The sequence below is a fragment of the Streptomyces zaehneri genome (assembly GCF_032248645.1).
Lineage (GTDB): Bacteria > Actinomycetota > Actinomycetes > Streptomycetales > Streptomycetaceae > Streptomyces > Streptomyces coriariae.
Window position 1 is genome coordinate 496593 of the sequence record NZ_JASTTJ010000003.1, and the last position, 14828, is coordinate 511420.

The following is a 14828-nucleotide window of genomic DNA, read 5'->3' on the forward strand; positions in this document are numbered from 1 at the left end:
CAGTCGCCTGTGTCGACCGGCACCAGCACACCTCTGCCTTCTCCGCTGCCGCCTGGTTTCGAAGATACGGAACCTACAACGCCCACTCGCGATACCCCGTCGCCTTCAGGTCCGGCCTCGGTGACCAAGCCAACGAATCCTCCACTGCCACCGTCGGGCGACGAATTGAAGGCGACGCCTGAGGAGATCGCCGAGGCCAGGGCTGCGGAATCCTACTGGACGCCCGAGCGCATCGCCGAGGCCGTCCCGGTGGAGTCAGGCAAGGCGGCGGACGGAGCGGGAGATGGCAGCGCAGTCGCGGGTGGCGATGCTTCGCCTGGCAAGACGCTGCGGGCACCTTCCGCCTTCGACAAGAAAGGCGTGGCTACCGCTGGCGTATTCCTCCTCTACCCGGGTGACCAGAACCAGGGTTTCTACACCGGTTGCAAAGCCGGACAGCCCTGCGAGGTGCAACTGGCTGAGCCCAATGATCTATGGAGCGAATACGCCGATATTATCACCGCCGGCGACTGTACCGGATCAAATGCCTACGATCTGATGGTTAAATGGGTGGACGGGGAGGTGACCATCTATAAGGACATCGATCAAAAGGCGAAACTGCCCACATCGCTGGACCAGCATCCGGCAAATGAGATCAAGGTGGCCCCAGCCAAATCAATCTGGAAGAATGCGAAGGGTATCGCCACGGGAAAGTACGGGGGCAACAAGTGGTCCGACGATCTGGTCGTGCGCTGGATTGACGGTGAGGTAACCAAGTGCACCAACGTCGACGGCAACGGATTCCACGCAGAGACGCAGCTCATGCCGAAGAACAGTCTGTGGGCGGACAGCGCCGATCTCATCACCGGAGGCGACTTCGATGGGGATACCAGTGACGCCAACCCGAACTATGATCTCTTCGTGAAGTGGGCCGATGGTAAACTGACGGTCTACCAGGACGTCGGCACTCAAGGACTGAACAGCGGGTCCACGGTACTCGCAGCGAACAGCACCTGGACCCATGCCCGCGTGGTCGCAGCCGGCGAGTTCGGTGCCAACGACTGGGAGGACGACCTCTTCGTGCGCTGGTCCGACGGCGAAGTGTCCATGTACGGCAATACGCAGGCCGACGCACTTGGCCGCGAGTACCGGCTTGTCCCGCCGCCGGCTGGCTTCGCCGCCCCGAGGACCCGCTCGGACGACCCCTGCGCCCGGGTCTGCGGTCCCGAACTGTACCGACGCAGTACCCGCTAGCGTCCCTCTACGGGTGGTGCCGCCTCGGGCGGCACCACCCTCGCCCTGCTCGACTGGAGCCTCATGCGCGCACGCCGTCCCCTCATCTTCATCCTCCTCCTCTCCGTTGCAGCACTGACAGGAGCCTGCGCGGAGCAGGGGCGGGAACCGGACCAGCCCGGAAACGGAAGAAGCAAGTCCACATCTCCACCTCTCACATGGGACGGCAAAGAAGATGTGGAAGAGGCGATGCAGCGCGCGGCACGTGCTCTGAACACAGTCGAATCCGAGAGCGCTTTCCGGGAGGACTCGGGCACGACAACCTTGGCCAAGGGACTGAGCAGGACCTTCAAGACGCAGAGCCAGAAGCCCTATACCTTCGACATCTCCTGCCAGACTCCCTCAGCGCACACTCTCACGCTGACCCTGATGCGGGGCGACGCGGCGAACGAGTGGGACGTGGAGTGCGGCGACCGCGAAGCGGACCAGTTCAACATCCCGGCCGGCACCCCCTTCACCGCTCGGACCACTCCCGCGGGCGGACAGGCTGAGGGGATCATCAGCTGGCGGCTCAACACCATCGGAGCCGAGGACGTACAGGACTGCACAGACGACATCACAGGATGCGAGAGCTGAGCGACGGTAGCTCACCGTCATAGGGCGTCCGGTTACGCTCACGGGCCGCCCGACGTCACCGCCGCTCGACGATCAGCCCGTCGGCATCCTCAGATCGCCCTGGTTGCGGGCCCCGGCCGCATGCTGATGGGCGCGGCAGACCGTGGAGTCGACGTTCAGGTCCCACGTGATCTCGCCCTTCGCGTCGGCCAGAGACTGCAGCCGGGTGAGGATCCGGTGCCAAGTGCCGTTCCGCTGCCATCGGCGGAACAGGTCGTAGACCCGGCCCCACGGCCCGTACTCGACGGGCATGTCCCGCCACGGAACACCGGTACGGACCCGGAACCGTATGCCGTCGATCAACTGCCGCCGAGGCCAGACGGGCGGCCGTCCCGCCCTGGCACCCTTCGGCAACAACGGCTCCAGCACCGCCCACTGCTCGTCCGTGAGATCTCCCCGCCCCATGAACCGTGATCATTCACAGCCCAAGATCGAGTTTCGATACACGGCCTAGTGCCAGGCCCGGTACGGCTCGTCGAGGAGCTGGAAGACCGGCTCGCCGCGTACCGGGTCCTTGACCGTGGACAGCCGGACGCGGTCGCCGCTGTGGATGCCGATGAGCGGACCCATGACCCGGCCGCGTACGACGAACCCCTCGGCCATCTCGACCAGGGACACATTGCGGGCGGCGGGGGTGTTGCGGTTGACCACCGTGGCGTGGCGGACGGTACCGGCGCCCTCGCTGCGCTCCGTGCGCAGGTCGCTGCCCTGACACACCGGGCACAGCAGCCGGTGGTACATGGCGGTGCCGCACCAGGTGCAGCGCTGGAAGAGGATCGTGTCGCCGTCGGTGCTCGCGCGGTCGAGGACGCCCGCCGCGGAGCCGGCGGCCTGCTGAACGGCGTTTCCTGAGTAGTGGTACACGCGGGTCAACTCCCTGCACTCGGCCGGAATCCACGTGCCCGGCCGACCCGTGCACGCACGTGCCCGGTCAGTCGTGCCACCGTGCACGCCCACAGCGTATGGCACTCAGTGCCACTCGTAAAGGCACTGCGTACCCACAATATTGCGGGGGATTCGGCGAGGGTCCGACGGGGGTCCGGCGAGGGTCCGGCCAGGGTTCGGCGGGGGTGCTGCCGGGGTCCGGCGAGGGTGCTGTGAGGAGGGGTTCAGTCCCGTCCGAGGGTCGTCTCGATCTCCTGCACCACACGCCACAGCGGTGCCCCGCGCCGGGAGACCACCACGACGACGTCGTCCGGCAGTTCGTCGGCCGGCGGCATCGGGAGCGACGGGAACACGGGGCGTGCCGTGGATGGCGGGGCGGCCGGGGGTGCGCCGAACGCGGACTGCACGTACCCCAGCGCGTGGTCCACGGTCGTGCTCGCGTCGCCCTGTCCGGCCGAACGCAGCCAGGAGCGCAGGGCGTTGTTGTGCGCGGCGACCACGGCGGCCGCGATCACGTCGGCGTGCAGGTTGCCGTCGGGCCGGCCGGTGAAGCGGCCCCGGAGGTACTCGGCGAGGGCGCGCTCGTAACGCCAGACGACCGACAGCTCGTACGCCCGCAGCCCGGGAACCTGCTTGGTGAGCCGGTAGCGCTGGACGGAGAAGGAGGGGTTCTCGGCGTACATCAGCAGGACGAGCCGGGCGGCGTCACAGACGCGGCGCACCGGCTCGTGCTCCTTGCCGCTCGCGGCGAGGAAGGCCGTCATGTCGGCGAGGCACCGCTCGTGGTCGGGGAAGACCACGTCCTCCTTGGAGGGGAAGTAGCGGAAGAAGGACCGTCGGCCGACGCCCGCCAGGGCGACGATGTCGTCGACGGTGGTCTGCTCGTAGCCCCGCTCCAGGAACAGCCGGAAGGCCGCCGCGACCAGGGCGTCGCGCATGGGCGGTTTGGCCTCCGCCTTGCGAGTGGCGCTCATGGACGCGAACGTAACACCTGATCGGCACCGATGGCACTCAGTTCCCTCCGTCGGGGAACCGAGTGCCCGGCGTCGGGTGCCGGTGTCACATCCGCTCGGCGGCCTCGACCACGTTGGTCAGCAGCATCGCCCGTGTCATCGGCCCGACCCCGCCGACCGGCGGCGAGAAGGACCCGGCGACATCGCTCACGTCGGGGTGGACGTCGCCGAGGATGCCCTCGACCGTGCGCGTCAGGCCTACGGACAGCACCGTCGCGCCCGGCTTGATCCAGTCGGGCCTGACCAGGTGGGCCACTCCGGCCGCGGCCACCACCACGTCCGCCTCCCGGGCGTGCGCGGCGGTGTCCTGGGTGGCCTCGTGGCACAGGGTCACGGTGGCGTGCTCGGTGCTGCGGGTCAGCATCAGACCCAGCGGCCTGCCCACCGTGACACCGCAGCCGATGACGCAGAACTGCTGGCCCGTGATCTCCACCCGGTTGCGCCGCAGCAGGTCGATGATGCCGCGCGGGGTGCAGGGCAGCGGGGCCGGGATGCCCAGCACCAGTCGGCCGAGGTTGGTCGGGTGGAGCCCGTCGGCGTCCTTGACCGGGTCGATCAGCTCCAGCACGGCGTGGGTGTCGATATGGGCCGGGAGCGGGAGCTGCACGATGAAGCCGGTGCACGTCGGATCGGCGTTGAGCCGCAGCACGGCGGCCTCGACGTCGGCCTGGGAGGCGTCGGCGGGGAGTTCCACGCGGATCGAGGCGATGCCGACCTGGGCGCAGTCGCGGTGCTTGCCGCCGACGTAGGAACGGCTGCCCGCGTCGTCGCCGACGAGGATCGTGCCCAGCCCCGGATGGATGCCGCGCTCCTTCAACGCCTGGACGCGGAGGGCGAGTTCGTTCTTGATGTCGGCCGCGGCGGCCTTGCCGTCGAGCAGTGTTGCGGTGGTCACGGGAGTCGACGAGCCCTTCGGGAGAAAAACGACGGTCCTGTCATCGTACGACCCGCGCACCCCCCGTCCCCCGGGAGTCCCGGGGGGCGCGGCCGTTCCCCCGGCCGCGGCGGTCCCGCCCCGGACCGCCCGCACGCCGTCTGACGTAACCTTTCCGCACCGTTCGACCGTCATCAGGAGACCGCATGTCCGCCGCCCGCCCCCGTCTCCTCTACGTCACGGACCTGGCCTACCAGGCGCGCGGGCGCCGGTACTGCGACGAGGACGTCTTCCTCACCTCCCGGCTGCGCGCGGAGTTCGACCTGGCCCTGTGCCACCCGCTGGACGCGGCCGCCCTGATGCACTCCTTCGACGGCGTCGTCGTCCGCAACAGCGGCCCGGTCCTCGGCTATCGGAAGGAGTACGAAGCCTTCCGGGAGCGCGCGCTCCACGACGGCGTACGCGTCTACAACCCGCTCACCGGCCGCGCCGACATGGCCGGCAAGCAGTACCTCCTCGACCTGAGCGCCGCGGGCCACCCCGTCATCCCCACCGTCGACCGCCCCGAGGATCTGCACCGGCTGCCCGAGGCCGAGCGGTACGTCGTCAAGCCCAAGCTCGGCGCCGACTCCATAGGCCTGCGGATCCTCCCGCCCGACGCGCTGCCCGCCCTGGCCGACGGCTCGGTGCTGGTCCAGCCGTGCGTCGACTTCGCCTACGAGGTCTCCTTCACCTACATCGACCACGACTTCCAGTACGCCCTGTACGCACCGCATCCCGACCGCCGCTGGCAGCTGGAGCCCTACCGGCCCACCGTGCGGGACCTGGAGTTCGCCCGGCGCTTCATCGACTGGAACGGCCTCGCGCACGGCATCCAGCGCGTCGACGCCTGCCGTGCCCCCGACGGCGAACTGCTGCTGGTCGAGCTGGAGGACCTCAACCCGTACCTCTCCCTCGACGTCCTGGACGAGGCCGGACAGGACTCCTTCGTCGCCGCGACGAAGCGTTCCCTGCACCGTTTCCTCGCCGGCTGAACCCGTCCGCCCGTCCGCCCGTATCTCTCCCGGGGGACCCACGGGAGGGAGACGAGCGTGCCGACACCGGACGAACCCGGAAAGCCGCACGAACGCCCGGTCCTGGAACCCATCCGGGTCCTGCGACCGCGCAACACCGACGCCCTCGCGGAGCTGTTCCGCGAGATGGCCGAACTGACCCAGGACCCGGACGCCTACGACGCGATACCCCTGCGGCCCCAGGCGGCCGGGGACGACGCGCAGACGGAGGAGCTCCCGCCGCTGGACCCTCTCCGCACGGCGACCACGGCCACGACCGCGCGGAGGGCGACACCGACGCCACGCGGCGGCCGGGACTGGGCGAGTGAGCACGGCGGTCCCCGGCCCCTGCCCGGCGGCGACGGCCCCGGCGGCCGCGGAGGTGCGCGGGAGCGGAGCGGATCGCGGGCCGCGCCGGCGGCGGACGGTGCGCGGGCCCGCACCGGGTCCGGCGCGGGTGTGCGACGCGGCGCCATCACGGTCGGGGTGTGCGCGGCAGCCCTCGTCGGCTTCGCCTGCGCGCTGCTGCTGCCTGGCCGGGGCGGCGAGGCCGCCGCGCAGACGCCCCCGCAGGCGGCGGCCACGCCTTCCCCGGCCGCCACCGCGACCGAGTCCGCCGACCCGGACGGGGCCGGCACCCTGCGGGAGGGGGACAGCGGGGCCGAGGTGACCGACCTCCAGCAGCGCCTGCTGCGCATCCCGGACGTGTACGCCGACGGCCCCACCGACGGCCGTTATGGCACCGTTCTCACCGAAGCCGTGGCGCGCTTCCAGCTCTGGTACGGCATCCGCGGCGACGAGAGCGGCGTCTACGGCGACGACACCCGCCGTGATCTGGAGGCCCGTACCGCCTCGGCCGGCGGATGACCGGGTAAAGCCTCGGGAACGGGCCACGGCCGGGCGGTGTGCCGCGTGTCACCATGGACGGCGGTCGGCGCGCGTTCGGCACCCCGGCCCGTCGAGCCGAAAGCCGTCCGCATGAGCGTGTCCCGCATCCCGGGTCTGGTGCTGCCCGTCGTGTTCCTGCTGGCCGTCGTCGTCGGAGCCCTGTGGTACTGGCGGCACCGCGACGACTGAGCCGTCCTACCGCTCGGCGTCCGCGGGCACCCGGATGTCGAGCACGCACACGTCGTCCCGCCCCTCGGGTTCCAGCGTCGTGCCGAGCAACTGGTCCAGCGTGGCGGGTGCGGCGCCGGACCGGGGGGCGGCGGCCCTCGCCAGTCGTTCCAGGCCGCGGTCGATGCTCTCCGAGGGCCGCTCCACCAGACCGTCGGTGTAGAGCAGGATCTGGTCGCCGGGCTCGAGGCGGATCTCCGCCGCCTCGTAGCGGGGCGCGTCGGTGGCGCCGAGCAGCATCCCGAAGGGACGCTCGAGGTAGTGCGCCTCACCGGCGCGAACCAGCAACGGCGGCGGGTGGCCGGCCTGCGCCCATTCCAGCCGCCGTTCGCGCGGGCTGTAGCGGGCCAGCACCATGGTGGCCGAGCCGTGCGGGTCGCGGGAGTGCAGCAGCAGGGCGTTGAGGCGGCTGAGGGCTCCGGTCAGCGTCGAACCCGTGATGACCATGCCCTTGGCGGTGAACCGCAGCAGGGCCATCGAGGCCACGGCGCCCATGCCGTGCCCGGCCACGTCACCCACCACGAACAGGGCGTCCCCGTCGGGCAGTTCGATGGCGCTGAACCAGTCGCCGCCGACGCTGAGACCCGACTGCGCGGGCAGGTAGGCGATGTCCACCCGCAGCCCGGCCAGCCGGGCGGGCTCCTTCGGCAGGGGCAGCAGCGCGTCCTGCAGCCGGGCGGCCACCAGGCGCTCCGCCTCGAGCACTCCGAGCTGGGTGAGCATCGCCCGCTCGCTCGCGACGAGGGCGAGTTCGGCGCTGCGCTGCGCGGTGAGGTCCTGCACGAAGCCGTGCACCTCGACGGGCGTGCCGTGGGCGTCCGGGACGGCCTCGGCGACCACTCGCAGATGCCGGACGCCGGCCCGGGTGGCGATCCGGAACGGCACGTCGCACGGCCGTCCGTGCCGCACCAGCTCGCCGACCGCGCGGGCGAGCGTCGGCAGGTCCTCGGGGCAGGCGAGGCGCGGCAGCCCGGAGAGCGGGACGACACCCTGTGCGGCATCGCGCTCGAAGATGCTGAAGACCTGGGAGGACCAGTTCCCCTCGCCCGTGTCCAGGTTCCAGGTGACCCAGCCGAGGTTGCCCAGCCGCTGCACGTCCGCCAGCCGCTGCTCCTGCCGGTCGGACGGATCGTGCCGGACCCAGCTGACGACCAGCCCGTCGCCCAACGGCATCACCCGCGCCGAGTAGGTGGCCAGCTCGCTGACCCCGGACACCATCTGCTGCCGGGCGAACGGCTCGCTCTCGTAGGGCCGTTCGTCGGCCAGCACCCGCAGGCACCCCTCCCACAGCGGATCGCGGGCGACCTCCGGCCAGCACTCCAGGAAGCGCAGGCCGACCAGCTCGCGCCCGCTGCGGCCCACGGCGTCGGACGTCACGCTGGTCGCGGCGTCGATGCGGAAGTCCTCGACTTCCCCCGACGCGGAGCGCAGCGGGGCGAGGCGCACGGCCGCGACGGGCAGCCGGTCGAGCACCGTCTGCACGGCGTCCGCGGCCTCGCCGGCGGCGGGGGCAGGCCGGGTGCCGAACGCGCGCAGCGGACCCGCGCACAACTGGGCGACGGCCAGCAGGTGTTCGCGCACCGGGGGCGGGAACGCGCCCCCGCGCCGGCGCAGGATCCCGAGCGCGACGTCGGCCGACTCGCCGGTCACCACCGGCAGCCAGGCCCGGGACGGCCACTGCTCGGGAGGGTTCCCGATCAGCTGGTACCGCTCGCCGTCCTCCCGCAGGTCCTCCAGCCAGCGGGGCTGCCCGGCGGTGAGAGCGTCCAGCGCGGCGATCCCGCTGACCGGCGGCACCCGGCTCCACTGTTCGGCCAGCGTCCTGTCGATGCCGGCGTGCCCGGTGAGCTCCAGCCCGCCGCCCGGCCGCCGAGCGAAGATCATCACCGCCCCTGCGCCCACGTCCGAGGTGAGCCGGTCCAGCAGACACCGGGCGAGATCGTGCGGGGTGCCGACCCGGACGAGGGCCCGGCTCAGGCGGCCGAGGGCCGTGGCGTCGATCTCGTCGGGGGCCGGACCGGCCGTGGTCCTCGCCGCGGGGGGTTCGGCCGGAGCCGGCTCGGCGGCGTCGTGCGGCTGGGCGCAGAGCGTGCCGAGGCTGATCCAGCACTCCTCGAGCAGCGTCCGCTCCCTGGCCTTGGCCCGCTGCTGGAGCTCCTCCTGAGCGGCGTCCGGCGAGCAGCCGAGCTGTGCCATCACCGCGCCCTTGGCGCGCTCCAGCACGGCCGCGGTGGCGGCCAGGTCCTGCAGCCGGTCCAGCTCCGCCCGCTGGCGCGCCACGACCCGGGTCAGTGCCGCCATGTCGGGCACGTCGCCGGACGCTGCGGGCAGGGCGGGTTCGCTGGTCACGCCTCGAGCATGGCACATCGGGGTGACTTCGATCGTGGTCTCGCGGCGACGCTCCCGCCAGGCGTGACGGCCGTCCGGGAGAGGCGAACGGATCCTCCCGTTCAGCGTCCGGGGGTCTGCTCGGCCAAGGCCTGGGTGACCGCTCGGACGCTGCGGGCGATGTGCTGCAACTGCATGACCTCGGCCGCGTACATCTTGATCGTGTGCTCGATGACGGACTCGGGCAGGCCCAGCCGGGGCAGGTCGGCGCGGGCGGTCTGCAGGGCGGTGCGGGCCACCCGGACCTCGTTCTGGACCTGGATCTGCGCATGGCGGGCGAGCAGCACCGGGTGGCGCAGCAGCGCCGGGTAGCTCGCGTAGCGCGCGGGCACCAGCTCGCGAAGCCACTTGGCCGCCGAGCGCTCCCAGTCGTAGCTGCCGGGAGTCTTGACCTGGCACGGCCAGTCCGAGCTGATGCGCGTCGTCGTCAGGGTCATGATCATCGCTTCCGGTGTTGGCGTCGTGAGGGTGGTCCGACGGTTGGGGGTGGCCCCGGCCCAGGGGAAGACCGGGGCCACCACGGGCGCTCGCGCAAGCGATGCCCCGAACACCCTGGGCGCCGACGCGGGTAGGGGACGGCGGCTTCGGGTGCCCGTACATGAGCCCTTGGCGGGCGGATGCGGCCGTGAGCAGTATTTATATATGCCGACCGCTTTGCAAGACGTATGAAAACATTCATGCGCGAAATGCCCGCAATGATCCCTCTGTGCAGTGCTGGGGGAGGGGGGTGGCCTTCGGCAGGCCGGTCACTCACGCAGGAAGAACTGGTGTTGCTCGGCGATCTGCTCGTACTCCTCGAGCCGCGCCTGGGTGCGTTCGGGGCCCGCGTCGGTCATGGCCTGGAGCAGCGCCGCGGCCATCACCCCGGGAGCGGCGTAGGAGTCGAAGACCAGGCGGGAACCGGTGCCGGTGGCGAAGGTGGCGTCGGCCTCGTCGGCCACCGGCCCCAGCGCCAGGTCGGTGATCAGCGCGACCTTGAGACCGGCGCTGCGCGCGACCCGTACGGCGGTCAGCGTCTCCTGCGCGTGCCTCGGCATCGAGAACGCCAGCACCCAGGTCCCGCCCGCCTCCCGGGACTGCAGGAGCGCGTCGTAGGCGACGCTGCCGCCCCGGGTCACCAGCCGCACGTCCGGGTGGACCCGGCGGGCGGCGTAGGCGAAGTACTCGGCGAGCGAGACGGAGATCCGCAGGCCCAGGATGGTCAGCGGGGTCGACTGCGACAGCTTGCGGCCCACGTCGATGACCCGGTCCGGGTCGGCGAAGTCGCGCCGCAGGTTCTCCAGGTTCTCGATCTCCGCCTCGACCGCCGCCTGGAGTTCGTTGCTCCGGTTCACCTCGGCCGCCGCCGGACCGCCGGCCAGGGCGCCGAGCGCGATCGACTGGAGCCTCTCCCGCAGCGCGGGATACCCGCTGAAGCCGACCGCCGCGGCGAACCGGGTCACCGAGGGCTGGCTGACCCCGACGCGGTCCGCGAGGTCGGTGATCGACAGGAACGCCGCCTCGGTGATGTGCTCGATCAGATACTGGGCGATGCGCCGTTGCCCCGGGGACAGATGGGGTCCGTCGAAGAGCGCCCTGAGCCGGGAGGTCGGGGACACCTCCGTCTCCGGACCGGTTCTGCCCGAGGTGATCGCGGATGCCTGTGCGCGTGCCTGTTGCGGCGATGGCACCGGTGCGCCTCCTTTGTCTTCCACGGGCTCAACATACTTCAGGGACCGCGCCGGACAGGGCGGGCGAAGAGGCCCCTCGCACACCCGGTGATCGTGGATTACCGCCGGTACAGCGTGATCGAGTCGCCGACCTCGTCGACCGGCCGGCTGGAGCGCAGCAGCACGTCCAGGCCGTCCCTGGCCTCGGCGACCGCGGAGTCCGACACGACCAGCAGCCCGTGCACCCGCGCCGGCGGCACCCGCCTCGGGTCGGAGGCCTCGATGCCGTAGTAGGCGGGCACCCCGCTGCCCTTGTACACGAGCCACACCCGCTCGCCCCGGTAGCGGCCGTGCAGCCGGTCCGCCAGCCGTCCGAGGTCCTGGCCCCAGTCCACGTTGGAGTCGTGCAGCCACAGATGCGTCCTGGCCGGCCCGCCGAACGCCTCGTTGGAGTACGGCAGGTAGTAGGGGTAGGTCCGCAGCGAGCTGACGGCGACGAACACCGTCAGCGCCACCACCACCACGGGGGCCCACCGTCGGCGCACCGCCAGGACGCACCCCGCGGCCACCGCGAGGAACATCGGCAGGAAGACGGCGTACCGGGTCCCGAGGTCCCGCGCCCCGGTCATGGCCGAGGCCAGCAGCACGGCGGCCGGGACCAGCACGTACGGCGCCGCGGGCCGCAGTCGTCGCAGCACGACCGTCGCGACCGCCCCGGCCGTCCACAGGGCGAGCATGCCGAGCGGCGTCTTCACGACCAGGGCGACCGGCAGGTAGTACCAGCGGGCGCCGGAGTACCGGTGCCCGAACAGGAAGCCCTCCCACGACCGGTTCTCCAGGCCGAACTGGATCCGCATACCGTCCTTGTACGCCTCGGGGAAGGGCAGCATCCCGACGAGGTGCCCGTGCAGGCCGTGCACGACGGGCACATGGGTCGCCCCGGGATCCCGGCGCAGCAGCGGATCGACCGCGAGATACGCGGCCCAGACCACGGCGACGGCGGTCACCGTCACCACTCCCGCGGCCCGCAGCGCGCGCCGGGCGTCGCGGGGCCGACGGGCGCACACCGACAGCGCCGCCAGGGCCACCAGCACGGGGACCGCGGGCAGCGTGCTCATCTTCGTGGCGAGCCCCGCGCCGAGCGCGGCCCCGGCGAGCGGCAGGTACCGGCGCGCCCTGCCGTCGCGGGCCCGCCACAGCAGCCACACCGAGGTCAGCAGGAAGCCCGCCGCCGGGACGTCGAGCGTCGCCAGCGAGCCGTGCGCGACGACGTCGGGGGAGAGGGCGTACAGGGCCAGCGCCGTCAGCGCGGGCGCGGGCCCGGCGAGGTCACGGGTGAAGGCGAACACCACCAGGCCGAACAGCAGGGTCAGCGCGATCACCGGCAGCCGGGCCCACAGCATCAGCCGCCAGGGGTCGTTGCCGGACTCGTAGAGAAGGTGACGGCCCGCCGCCTCCTGCGTGCCGGTGAACGACGGATCGACGTGCGGGCGGGCGAGGGCCACGCCGACGGCTATGACGAGTTTGCCGAGGGGCGGGTGCTCAGGGTTGAGCCGCACCCGGTGCTCGTGGAGGTAGCCGGCCGCCGTGGCGACGTACACCGGCTCGTCGATGGTCGGGGTCTGCCGTGCCGCCGTGGTGACCATCGCGACGGCCATCTGGGCCAGCAGGACGGCCACCAGGACCGGGACGAGCAGACGCCGGCGGCCCGACCGCGGGGGCCGCGCCGGCTCCGCGTCGGGGGTGGTCTCCAGGACCGGATGCGGTTGGGTTGCCATCGTCCGCCCTGCGGTGACACCGGCCGGGCGGCGGCCGGAGCCGGTGCGCAGCCGCCTCGGGGGCTCGCCGCGCACCGGCTCCCGCCGCGAAGGGTGTTACCGCTTCAGGAGTCGTACCGACAGACCGTCTGCCGTGTACACGGGTACGGCGCGCAGGCGGTCGGAGTTCAGCTTGACATGGTCGAACTGACCGCGCAGCGCCGAGGCGTCGATCACCGGGACCGTCGTCCCCGCGGCCGGCGGCCGGTCGGCGTCGAGGCGCAGCGACAGCACGGCGCCCCGGTCCAGCCGGACCCGCCCGGACACCGTGAGGACGGGCCCGTGGTGCCCGCGCAGCGTCAGGTCCAGCTCCGCGCCGGACTCCTGGGCCCAGGCGCCCCGCACCCGCAGCGGGACGTCCGCGCGCAGCGTGCCGCCGGTCAGCCGCACATCGCCCTGGCCGAGAGCGCCCGCGTGCCCGGCGACGAGCACGCCCTCCGTGAGCACGGTGCCGCCGTGGTAGCGGTTGTGCCCGGTCAGGGTGAGCGTGCCCGAGCCGCGCTTGGTGAGACCGCCCTCGCCCTCGATGTCGTGGCGCCAGACGTCGGCCGCCTCGAAACCGCCCTTCGACGCGTCCAGCGTGACCGTGACGTCGGAGTCGAAGGCGCCGTACCCGTCCGCCGCGGCGAACAGGTCGAGCCGGCCCCACTGCTCGAAGCCGTCCAGCATGACGTACCCGGAGGGCAGCGCGGTCGTGCGCAGCACCTCACGGCGCTGGGCGGCCGTCAGGTACGGCAGCCTGGTCTCCAGCAGCACCTCGGCGCCCTTGGGCACGGTGAGGGGCGTCCTGCGGCCCTGGCGCTCGAGGACGTAGGTCAGACGGGGCTCGTTCGCCCGCGCGTTGGCCTCCCGGTCGGCGTACGCGTCCGAGGCGTCGGAGTGGGCGTAGGCGGACAGGGTGTCGGCCGTGGTGCCGGTCTTCTCGGTGAAGTAGGCCAGGGCCTGGGCGCGGGCGGCCGCCTTGAGGCCGGCGTTGGCCGGGTCGGCGAGCGCGGCGGCGGCGAGGGCGGTGGCCATGATGCGGCCGCCGAGGACGTCCACGGTGGAGTGCATGCCGGAGACGATCCGGGTGTGGCTGAGTTCGAGGGCGCGCGTCACCAGCTCCTGGAACCGCTCGGGCACGGCGTACGCGAACGCCAGCGACGCCAGGTGGAAGGCGTTGGTGTGCCCGCTGGGGAAGCCGCCGTCGTCGGTCGCGGAGGTACCGCGCTGACGCAGCAGCTGCGGGACGACGACCACCTTCGAGTCGTACACCGGGAAGCCGAGGGCATCGGTCTTCCCGGTGTCGACGACCTCGCTGTTCTCGTTCATGCGCCACGGGCGCGGGTACTGGAAGGCGTACTTGCCCGGGTTGCCGGAGGCGAACGGGCCGCGCACGGTGTCGACGAGCCTCGCGACCTGGCCGAGGTCGGAGGTGTAGGAGCCGGCGCCGATGGCGGAGCCGGCGGGCGCGTCCGCGGGCACGGCGTCACTGATCGTGGTGGCGGGAGTGGTGTCCGGCGCGCTGGTGATCGACGTGACGGCCTTGGCGCCCGTCTTGTAGAGATCCGTCAGCGGACCGAGCCCGGCGATCATCGCGTAGCTCTGGTGCTGCCGGTCGTAGACGAACGCCTGCCGGCCCGCGGCCTCGGTGCGGGAGCGGGTGATCGCGATGCAGTAGCGCATGTTGGCGCGCAGTATCTCCGGGCGCAGCGGGGTGCCGGTGTTCCAGGCGCCGCCCGTCTTCCACACCTCGGCGAAGCCGCCCAGGATCCGTACCACGGCGTTGGTCTCGGGCGTGAGGTTCGCCGTGACGTTCGTCTTGTAGTCGTCGACGAACGGCAGCGGGGCCGTGGCGGCCTTGGCGTCGGCGGCGCCGAGCCAGGAGGCGAGCGTCGGAGCGGCCACCAGGGCCGCCGAGCCGCCGAAGGAGACCTTCAGGAAGCGCCTTCTGTTCACGGCCGAGGGGGTGGACTGCCCGGCGGGTGACGGCATGAGTGTGCCTCTCTCGAGTTCTTCGGCCGTGCGGCCGGGGAGGACGTGCGGGATACATGCGGGGATACGTGCGGGGCACGTGCGATCGATCGGGTGCGACCCGTCCGCCTTTCGAGGACGTGTGAGCCGCACGACGCGTACGAGCGAAGATCTACGGCCGGGTCGTGTCGCGT

Annotated in this window: 12 protein-coding genes and 1 pseudogene; 4 read left to right on the forward strand and 9 right to left on the reverse strand. The window is 72.0% G+C overall.

Going from position 1 to position 14828, the window contains the following annotated elements; translation table 11 throughout:
• Positions 1 to 120 precede the first annotated feature (120 nt).
• Both QQM72_RS07925 and QQM72_RS07930 read left to right on the forward strand, forming a co-directional pair.
• Positions 121 to 1233, forward strand: coding sequence for a hypothetical protein (locus tag QQM72_RS07925; protein ID WP_314220057.1), 1113 nt, complete (start codon positions 121 to 123; stop codon positions 1231 to 1233).
• Between the two features lie 63 nt (positions 1234 to 1296).
• Positions 1297 to 1848 carry a hypothetical protein gene (locus QQM72_RS07930; RefSeq protein ID WP_314220058.1) on the forward strand — a complete coding sequence of 184 codons (552 nt, stop codon included), beginning with the start codon at positions 1297 to 1299 and terminating at the stop codon, positions 1846 to 1848.
• Positions 1849 to 1953: 105 nt separating this feature from the next.
• Here QQM72_RS07930 and QQM72_RS07935 read toward each other — a convergent pair.
• The 4 genes and pseudogenes from QQM72_RS07935 to QQM72_RS07950 all read right to left on the reverse strand — a co-directional run.
• Positions 1954 to 2292, reverse strand: a pseudogene (locus tag QQM72_RS07935) (IS5 family transposase); the annotation flags it as partial.
• A gap of 45 nt (positions 2293 to 2337) precedes the next feature.
• On the reverse strand, positions 2338 to 2751 hold the full coding sequence (locus QQM72_RS07940) for a Zn-ribbon domain-containing OB-fold protein (RefSeq protein WP_020129036.1): 414 nt from the start codon (positions 2749 to 2751) through the stop codon (positions 2338 to 2340).
• Between the two features lie 245 nt (positions 2752 to 2996).
• Positions 2997 to 3710 (reverse strand): TetR family transcriptional regulator, encoded by a 714-nt coding sequence (locus QQM72_RS07945; protein ID WP_314220155.1) that lies wholly within the window; start codon positions 3708 to 3710, stop codon positions 2997 to 2999.
• Between the two features lie 121 nt (positions 3711 to 3831).
• A complete protein-coding gene (locus QQM72_RS07950; protein ID WP_314220059.1) occupies positions 3832 to 4680 on the reverse strand; it encodes a bifunctional methylenetetrahydrofolate dehydrogenase/methenyltetrahydrofolate cyclohydrolase in 849 nt (282 codons plus the stop codon).
• Positions 4681 to 4865: 185 nt separating this feature from the next.
• On the opposite strand from QQM72_RS07950, the gene QQM72_RS07955 reads away from it, so the two are divergent.
• Both QQM72_RS07955 and QQM72_RS07960 read left to right on the forward strand, forming a co-directional pair.
• Positions 4866 to 5693: an ATP-grasp domain-containing protein gene (locus QQM72_RS07955; protein WP_314220060.1), complete on the forward strand. Its 828-nt coding sequence runs from the start codon at positions 4866 to 4868 to the stop codon at positions 5691 to 5693.
• Positions 5694 to 5750: 57 nt separating this feature from the next.
• Positions 5751 to 6578: a peptidoglycan-binding domain-containing protein gene (locus tag QQM72_RS07960; RefSeq protein ID WP_314220061.1), complete on the forward strand. Its 828-nt coding sequence runs from the start codon at positions 5751 to 5753 to the stop codon at positions 6576 to 6578.
• 216 nt (positions 6579 to 6794) lie between these two features.
• Here the strand turns inward: QQM72_RS07960 and QQM72_RS07965 are convergent, their stop codons facing one another.
• The 5 genes from QQM72_RS07965 to QQM72_RS07985 form a co-directional block, all read right to left on the reverse strand.
• Positions 6795 to 9128 carry a SpoIIE family protein phosphatase gene (locus QQM72_RS07965; RefSeq protein ID WP_314220156.1) on the reverse strand — a complete coding sequence of 778 codons (2334 nt, stop codon included), beginning with the start codon at positions 9126 to 9128 and terminating at the stop codon, positions 6795 to 6797.
• 149 nt (positions 9129 to 9277) lie between these two features.
• Positions 9278 to 9658 (reverse strand): hypothetical protein, encoded by a 381-nt coding sequence (locus QQM72_RS07970; protein WP_199875952.1) that lies wholly within the window; start codon positions 9656 to 9658, stop codon positions 9278 to 9280.
• Positions 9659 to 9961: 303 nt separating this feature from the next.
• Positions 9962 to 10885 carry a MurR/RpiR family transcriptional regulator gene (locus QQM72_RS07975; RefSeq protein ID WP_171401163.1) on the reverse strand — a complete coding sequence of 308 codons (924 nt, stop codon included), beginning with the start codon at positions 10883 to 10885 and terminating at the stop codon, positions 9962 to 9964.
• 98 nt (positions 10886 to 10983) lie between these two features.
• The gene (locus QQM72_RS07980) at positions 10984 to 12642 is read right to left on the reverse strand and encodes a glycosyltransferase family 39 protein (RefSeq protein WP_399076353.1); all 1659 of its coding nucleotides are present in this window, start codon (positions 12640 to 12642) and stop codon (positions 10984 to 10986) included.
• A 96-nt stretch (positions 12643 to 12738) separates the two neighbouring features.
• Positions 12739 to 14655 carry a phosphatase PAP2 family protein gene (locus tag QQM72_RS07985; RefSeq protein WP_314220062.1) on the reverse strand — a complete coding sequence of 639 codons (1917 nt, stop codon included), beginning with the start codon at positions 14653 to 14655 and terminating at the stop codon, positions 12739 to 12741.
• Positions 14656 to 14828: the final 173 nt, after the last annotated feature.

Bases quoted from the DNA above. Each gene is read 5' to 3' on its own strand.
- QQM72_RS07945 (WP_314220155.1), bottom strand. From the start codon at position 3,710: ATGCGCGACGCCCTGGTCGCGGCGGCCTTCCGGCTGTTCCTGGAGCGG.
- QQM72_RS07980 (WP_399076353.1), bottom strand. From the start codon at position 12,642: ATGGCAACCCAACCGCATCCGGTCCTGGAGACCACCCCCGACGCGGAG.
- QQM72_RS07955 (WP_314220060.1), top strand. From the start codon at position 4,866: ATGTCCGCCGCCCGCCCCCGTCTCCTCTACGTCACGGACCTGGCCTAC.
- QQM72_RS07965 (WP_314220156.1), bottom strand. From the start codon at position 9,128: ATGGCGGCACTGACCCGGGTCGTGGCGCGCCAGCGGGCGGAGCTGGAC.
- QQM72_RS07930 (WP_314220058.1), top strand. From the start codon at position 1,297: ATGCGCGCACGCCGTCCCCTCATCTTCATCCTCCTCCTCTCCGTTGCA.
- QQM72_RS07985 (WP_314220062.1), bottom strand. From the start codon at position 14,655: ATGCCGTCACCCGCCGGGCAGTCCACCCCCTCGGCCGTGAACAGAAGG.
- QQM72_RS07970 (WP_199875952.1), bottom strand. From the start codon at position 9,658: ATGATCATGACCCTGACGACGACGCGCATCAGCTCGGACTGGCCGTGC.